We start from the raw sequence: 309 nt of genomic DNA, 5'->3' as shown, positions 1-309 counted from the left end.
TATCAAAAGCTGCTAAATCATTAAATATCTCTTATAAAAAAGCATGGCAAATGCTAGACGCTGTAAACAAATCAGCTAAAAAACCAGTTACAATAAATAGTATTGGTGGAAAAGGTGGTCGTGGTGCTGAACTTACAGAATATGGAAAATCTTTGGTTAACGCCTTTGATGAGATTAACAAGAATTGTTGGGCGTTTTTGGATACGGAATTGGCTAGAATTGAAAAACTATAATTAAAATATTAAACGCTTGTCATTTCGAACAACGTGAGAAATCTCACCTGAATAATGAGATGTCTCAATCGTACCT

Annotated in this window: 1 protein-coding gene; it reads left to right on the top strand. The window is 33.7% G+C overall.

The genetic code is table 11. From position 1 onward, the window contains the following. Positions 1-233, top strand: a 233-nt coding sequence (locus tag EYD46_RS17610; RefSeq protein ID WP_130938489.1) for a winged helix-turn-helix domain-containing protein, incomplete at its 5' end; no start/stop codon positions are given. Positions 234-309: the final 76 nt, after the last annotated feature.

Source organism: Hyunsoonleella pacifica (assembly GCF_004310335.1).
GTDB lineage: Bacteria > Bacteroidota > Bacteroidia > Flavobacteriales > Flavobacteriaceae > Jejuia > Jejuia pacifica.
The sequence above is the reverse complement of the archived record's forward strand: the minus strand, read 5'-3'. Positions and strand labels throughout refer to the sequence as shown.